Genomic DNA, 6291 nt, shown 5'->3' with positions numbered 1-6291 from the left:
AACGAAGACAGCAGTGAAGCCAGTGTGATGCATCGCATCCGCCCCTGGAATGCGATGATGCTAATCTCCAACGACATCATGCGTTACGCCGAAGCGACTGACGACGGCAATATCCAGCACATTGATGTTAATGCGATGGAGAAATACGCCAACCAGTATATTTCCCAGCAAATATTTAACATTCTCACCGCACAGGCAGTGACGACCGATTACGACGAAAACTATTTCCGTCGCGCCGGTATCGATATTGGAGAAACCATTCGCCTTGATGCCAACGATTTATTTATGAGCTTGGCGGGCCCCGTGGCTGTTGCTTACGCCGAGTCCGTTATTCCGAATATGATGCCGCAGGGCGTGGATAAATTGCGCGGTATAGACACCAAAAAAATTGGCGAATTAAATATTGATGATTTGTTCTACCGCTCAATTGATTTGCCGCACTTTAACAAAGTAACCCAGGCAATTGAGGGCATTAGTTTGCTGCCCATTGAATCCGGCCGTTACCGCGAATCCCTGGCAAAATATTTACAGAAGGGCTATGACGCTGAAGAATTGAAAGATCTGCATTTCTTCAAAAATTGCTCGTCAATTGTGTCAATTATCTCATTGCCCAAAGATTACAAGTTGTCCTACATGGATTTGAATAAACTCAAATCCCATTTGAATGCACTCTTCCCCAATACTACGCTGAAACGCTATGCATTGGTGATCGGTGCATCGGCCAATATTTCATTGACCACGCTAATCGTTAAAAGTCCTTGCTTGAGCGATGACTTCCTCACCTTGATTGTGGCCTTTATCAAACGCTGTTTTGCCAAAGATCCTTTCCGTTTTGATGAGCAGTTGGATGCGGCTATGCTGGACTTTATTCGCGCCGACGAATTTGATGAGAAATTGGTGGATAAAATGCTCAATGAGTATGAAAACCCCGCCAAAATCCTCGATACCAACTGGTACGCGATCAAACCCATGTACGAGAAAAAGTACCGCGAGCTGATTAATGATGCCGATAAGTTCTGCTCCATCAACGATATTCGCCTGTCGCGCGATAGTGTGAAAAAAGCGATCAAATACCTGCGCGAAATTTATCGTCACAAAATCAGCAAGACGCGTATTGTCTCACTCAATACGCTATCTGCACCAAGCACAAAAGACTAAGCCGAAACAAACAAAACTACCAAGGAGCCGCAAGGCTCCTTTTTTATTTCGCCGCATTAATGGCGCGCCACTGGTAGCCAAATCTCAACATCCCCTTCGCCAATTTTCGGGTCAAAATTTTCGCCATATCGCTCAAAAAAATGCAAGGCATTTTCGGGGGCAGTGGCATGGCGATAATGGGAGTTAGGCAGCCATTGGTCAAATGCATAGCCAATGGTATCCCTGATGTGGTTGATGTGACCTTCATGGGTGAATACAGCATAGGTTTGCGAGGGAACAATAAACGGACTGAAGATTTCTGGTAGGCCGGTAAAATCCCATACGGCACAACCGGCCATGTAATAGTATTCATGGCCTTGCAGATGAATACACAGCCCATAATCTGTAATGCCAACACGCTGTGGAATCTCATCCCAGCATGCGACCAACCGTTGCCAGAGTTGCGGGATTTTTTGCGCAGCATACTCATCCAGAGGCTCGCGTAAACCGGCAATTAATAATGGGCCTGCAGTTTCAAAACGCGGAGATAAAGCCGCGTTCGGATCAAGCAAAATGCTGTTGGAATCGTTCATCTTTTTCTGGGTCCAGTTCGCGGATGGGCCGAATTTCAATGGTGCCGAAACGTGCCGGTGGGATATTACTGGCGAGTTGTAGTGCTTCATTTAAATCGCGTGCATCGAGCAAATAAAATCCGGCCAATTGCTCTTTGGTTTCAGCAAAAGGTCCATCGGTAATAACGGTTTTGCCATCGCGGACGCGCAGGCTGGTTGCGGTGGCGGTAGGATGCAATGCATTGCCGCCAATCATTTTTCCACTTTCACGCAGGCCTTCACCGCAGGCAACACATTCGTTGTTCAGTGATTTCCACTCGCTCGATGTCATATTGTTAATAATATTTTCATCGTAAAAAACCATACACAAATATTTCATATTAACTCCAGTGAAAGATAACTATTATTCCTGCACGTGACTGGGGTCCATATACATGATTTCCCAGTGGTGGCCATCCAGATCTTCAAAACCGTGGTAATACATAAAGCCATAATCAAGCGGCTCTGCAGGCCAAGCTTTGCCGCCGGCAGCGACAGCCCTGCTAATGGTGTCATCTACCTTTTCCCTGCTTTCACAGGAGAGGCAAATAATAACTTCTTTAGTCGCGTGACCATTGGCCAGCTCTTTTGATGTGAAGGTTTTAAATTTTGGCTCGGTCACCAACATCGAATAAATGGTATCGCTAATCACCATGCAAGCCGCAGTTTCGTCAGTAAACTGCAGGTTGAATGTGTAACCTAGATGGGTGAAAAATGCTTTGGATTTCTCCAGATCTTTAACCGGGAAATTGATAAATGCTTGCGTTGGCATAGTTTGGTTACTCCTGATAGTTGGTTGAAAATAGTCAGGTTTTATTCGTAGCGTACAATGCTTTTAAATCCACCATAAGCCATGCGTTTAAAATCAAAGGGTGGGTTATCTTTGTCACACATGTCGGCCAGACGCGGGTCTGCCATCACCAATGCATTAATGCGGTCGCGCTCTTCACGCGAGGGGTAAATAATCCAGGCGATCACAACGGTTTCATTATCCTTACAGCCTGCCGACGTGCGAAATGAAGTCAGATCCTGAATGTCCAGGTCATCGCCTACGCATTCCCAGTAGGCAATGGCGCCGTGTTCTTTCCATACGGCACCGGCTTTATTTGCCATTTGTTGGTATTCCGCCAGTTTTTCGGATGCGAGAGGTAGTAAAAAACCATCAACATAGTGGCTCATAGTAGTTCTCCTTCGGGTTAATAATGTTGTGTTTCACTGATTAGTCGAATGGCACCGGGGGAAATCGACAGCCGCGTTAAGAAAATTATCAATATTTGTCGGATAGCTGTATTTCTCTTGAAATAGCGCAAGCTGATTGTCTGATAAATATCTGCATATTGCTGCTTAACATGCGCGATTGTTGGGTTTGTCTCTTAGGAGTGCATTTGGTCAGAATCTGGAAAAACTTTATGCGCCAGCAGGATTCACCGCTAAAATGAATCTCTCTAAATTAATACCACCTTTTAAAAAGGTGGTATTAATAAAAGAGAGTGATGGGGCAAGGAGAAGGTATTTGGATTATCGAATTGCTCAAAAACCATTGTTTGGATAACTAATAGGATATAAGTATGACTTTTGATAAAGTATTTTCTTTATTTGCTGTTATTGCAGGATTAACGGTGGGCAGTCACCTGATGGCACAGGATGAACCCGGGATGGAGCCAACTTTAAGGATAGAGCCAAAGACTGCTGATGTATTGGTGGGGCAAAAGTTTGATATCGCCGTATACCTTCCCTATAACATTCAGCTGTCGGTAAATCGACCCGATTTTGAGCCTATTTACCCCCTACCTTACCCGACACCAGCGCTGGCACCGCAACGTGGGCCATCAGCGTTGAAAATATATGCGTCAGTTAATAACTATGATGTGAGCGCTTGGTTTCATGAATGTATAGAGCAACATTGGGCACTAGCGGTAAACGAGCGTGTATTGCTGTGCAAAAGTTCGGATTACACTCCTTTTGTTGAAGGTATCAATGAATTAAAAATTTCCGTTCAGCAATTTAATGAGCCAATTTACGTTGCCAGGGCTTCTTATCATCTCAGTAAAAGCCAGCGTAAATTTTATGATCTTGCGGGTGCGCCAGAACCGAAGCGCTTTGTAGTGAAAGGGACAAGTTTCAATACATCAGCCAATATTTCAGTGGTCGCCGGTCAGCGCGTAATAATCAAATCGGCTGGACGGATTAATGTATGGCCCAGCAATGCAGGTTATCCACTTTCTTCACCTAGAGGCACTGAGCCCTGCGGGCAGCTTTGTCTCCTTCCCGGCGCGTATTTAGGTGCACTGTTGGTAAAAATTGGCCCTTATGGGCGCTGGTTGGTTGCGGGTGAAAATTATGTATTAAATGCAGATCGTGCCGGCGAATTATTTTTTGCCATTAACGATAAAACTACACCGGCAGAGATTGGCGATAATCTTGGCAGCTACGAGGTTAGTGTCGGCCGCTATTAATTTCTGGTTCAGTGAAAATCCCTGGGCAATCTTGCCAGGGATTTTATTGACTACCAAAAAAACACCCATCAGAATTTTTTTGAGTCATTTTCTGTAGTAATTTTTTTGAAATATAAAAACAGCATTCATTAATTCTGTAAGGAGCATCGCTATGAAATATCAAGGTAGCTGCCATTGCGGCAATATTAAGTTTGAAGTGGAGGGGGTGATTGACGGTGCTCTGTCGTGCAACTGTTCAATTTGTCAGCGCAAAGGTTCGCTATTGTCATTCTTTCCTGGTGATCAATTTACCCTGTTAAGTTCGGGTGAGAATGTAGGTTCTTATTTGTTTAATAAACATGTTATTGATCATAAGTTTTGCCAGATCTGCGGTGTTAGCCCCTATTCAGAAGGGAAAGATCAACAAGGCAACCGTTCTGTTGCCGTAAACATCCGCTGTATCGAGAATATCGATTTGGAGAAAATTCCAGTGAGCCATTTTAATGGGCGTGATTTTTAATCCAGTAGTCTCATTGATTTATTTAGAGTCAGTTTAATGGACGAGCATCAATCTCTCCTGCACGCTATTTATTATTTGCTCGCGGCCACAATCGCTGTGCCCTTATTCCGGCGCCTTGGGTTAGGGGCAATTCTCGGCTATTTGGTGGCGGGGGCGATTATCGGTCCGCACGAATTGGGATTGATTTATCAACCAGAGGCGACCTTTCAGTTTTCCGAGTTGGGTGTGGTGTTGCTGTTGTTTGTTATCGGGCTGGAATTAAATCCGCAACAGTTGTGGAAGATGCGGTTGGATGTTGGTGTATTGGGTAGTGCGCAAATGCTGCTCACTGCACTTGCAATTATGGGATTGATTGCGCTGTTCCTGGATTTGACATGGCAGCAGGGATTTATGATCGGCCTCGCACTTGCCCTTTCGTCAACCGCGTTTGCAGTACCTTTGATGGAAGAACATAAAATCATGGGGGTGCCGATTGGCCGCAAGGGCTTTTCAATTCTGCTATTACAAGATCTTGCGGTCATTCCTATTTTATTATTGCTTGCCAACTGGGCGCCCTCGGCCGATGCAGAGCATCAAGTACCTTGGTGGTTGGGCTTGTGTACTGTTGCTTTTTTATTATTAGCTGGCGCGAGAATTTTTAATCCGCTGTTACAAGTTGTAGCCAAATACGGCAGTCGTGAAATTCTCACTGCAGCTGGTTTATTAATTGTGTTGAGTGTTGCCTATTTAATGCAGATGGTTGGCTTTTCTATGAGTATGGGCGCATTCCTTGCCGGGATGCTACTGGCACAATCCAGCTTTCGCCATCAATTAGCGGCCGATATAGAACCCTTTAAAGGATTGTTGCTCGGTTTATTTTTTATCGCAGTGGGGATGTCGCTAAACCTGCGCTTGTTATTTGCTGAGCCGTTTTTGATTTTAGTATTCGCACTGACATTAATGTTGGTAAAAATTTCAGTGGTGGCACTCATCCTGCGCATTCGAAAGTTTCCGTTGAAGGATGGTTTGTTAATGGGGGTGATGCTCGCTCAAGGTGGTGAGTTTGCGTTTGTCGTCATGGCTACCGCTGAACAATCTGCATTTATTCCCAAGGAAATTGGTAATTATGTTGTGTTGGTCGTGGGGATCTCCATGGCGCTGACCAGCCCACTGGTTATGTTGTATGAGCTGGTCTCGCGCAAGCGAACCATGCAAGAAAATGCGCAGCAGGAAACGTTGCACACAGAAAATGCATTGAAAGATCTGGAGCAACCGGAGGCCTCTAAAGCTGAAGTCATCATCGCCGGTTTTGGCCGCTTTGGCCAAATTATTGGCCGCATTCTTACCGCTAGTAATATTCCGTTTAATGCGCTAGATAAAAATCCCGATCACATTGAATTTTTAAAAAATTATGGTGTAAAAAGTTATTACGGCGATGCCACGCGTCTTGAACTATTGGAAGCTGCCGGAATCCGGGATGCCAAAGTATTAGTCGTTGCGCTGGTAAATATTGACGCTTCCTTGGAAGTAACACGTTTGGTGAAAACACATTTCCCACACATTACCTTAATAGTTAGGGCACGCGACCGCGCCCATGCTTATCAACTCG

7 protein-coding genes and 1 pseudogene are annotated in these 6291 nt (G+C 44.9%); 4 read left to right on the top strand and 4 right to left on the bottom strand.

Going from position 1 to position 6291, the window contains the following annotated elements; all coding sequences use genetic code 11:
* Positions 1-1158: pseudogene (locus ACWA6V_RS15315) on the top strand (hypothetical protein); the annotation flags it as partial.
* Positions 1159-1214: 56 nt separating this feature from the next.
* Here the strand turns inward: ACWA6V_RS15315 and ACWA6V_RS15310 are convergent.
* The 4 genes from ACWA6V_RS15310 to ACWA6V_RS15295 are packed head-to-tail and all read right to left on the bottom strand — an operon-like array spanning position 1215 to position 2927.
* Complete coding sequence (locus ACWA6V_RS15310; protein WP_449523309.1) at positions 1215-1730, bottom strand: GyrI-like domain-containing protein; 516 nt, start codon at positions 1728-1730, stop codon at positions 1215-1217.
* Positions 1702-2088: a YciI family protein gene (locus tag ACWA6V_RS15305; protein WP_449523308.1), complete on the bottom strand. Its 387-nt coding sequence runs from the start codon at positions 2086-2088 to the stop codon at positions 1702-1704. The genes ACWA6V_RS15310 and ACWA6V_RS15305 overlap by 29 nt, the downstream gene beginning before the upstream one ends.
* A gap of 24 nt (positions 2089-2112) precedes the next feature.
* Positions 2113-2520, bottom strand: a complete 408-nt coding sequence (locus tag ACWA6V_RS15300) for a VOC family protein (RefSeq protein WP_449523307.1) — start codon at positions 2518-2520, stop codon at positions 2113-2115.
* 41 nt (positions 2521-2561) lie between these two features.
* Positions 2562-2927 carry a DUF1428 domain-containing protein gene (locus tag ACWA6V_RS15295; RefSeq protein ID WP_449523306.1) on the bottom strand — a complete coding sequence of 122 codons (366 nt, stop codon included), beginning with the start codon at positions 2925-2927 and terminating at the stop codon, positions 2562-2564.
* 389 nt (positions 2928-3316) lie between these two features.
* Between ACWA6V_RS15295 and ACWA6V_RS15290 the strand changes: the two genes are divergently transcribed.
* The 3 genes from ACWA6V_RS15290 to ACWA6V_RS15280 form a co-directional block, all read left to right on the top strand.
* Entirely contained in the window at positions 3317-4204 is an 888-nt protein-coding gene (locus tag ACWA6V_RS15290) for a hypothetical protein (RefSeq protein ID WP_449523305.1), read from the top strand.
* 151 nt (positions 4205-4355) lie between these two features.
* Entirely contained in the window at positions 4356-4703 is a 348-nt protein-coding gene (locus tag ACWA6V_RS15285) for a GFA family protein (protein ID WP_449523304.1), read from the top strand.
* Positions 4704-4739: 36 nt separating this feature from the next.
* On the top strand, positions 4740-6291 hold a 1552-nt coding region (locus tag ACWA6V_RS15280; RefSeq protein WP_449523303.1), incomplete at its 3' end, for a monovalent cation:proton antiporter-2 (CPA2) family protein.

It is taken from the genome of Cellvibrio sp., assembly GCF_053579595.1.
This window is presented reverse-complemented; position numbering and strand designations above follow the sequence as displayed.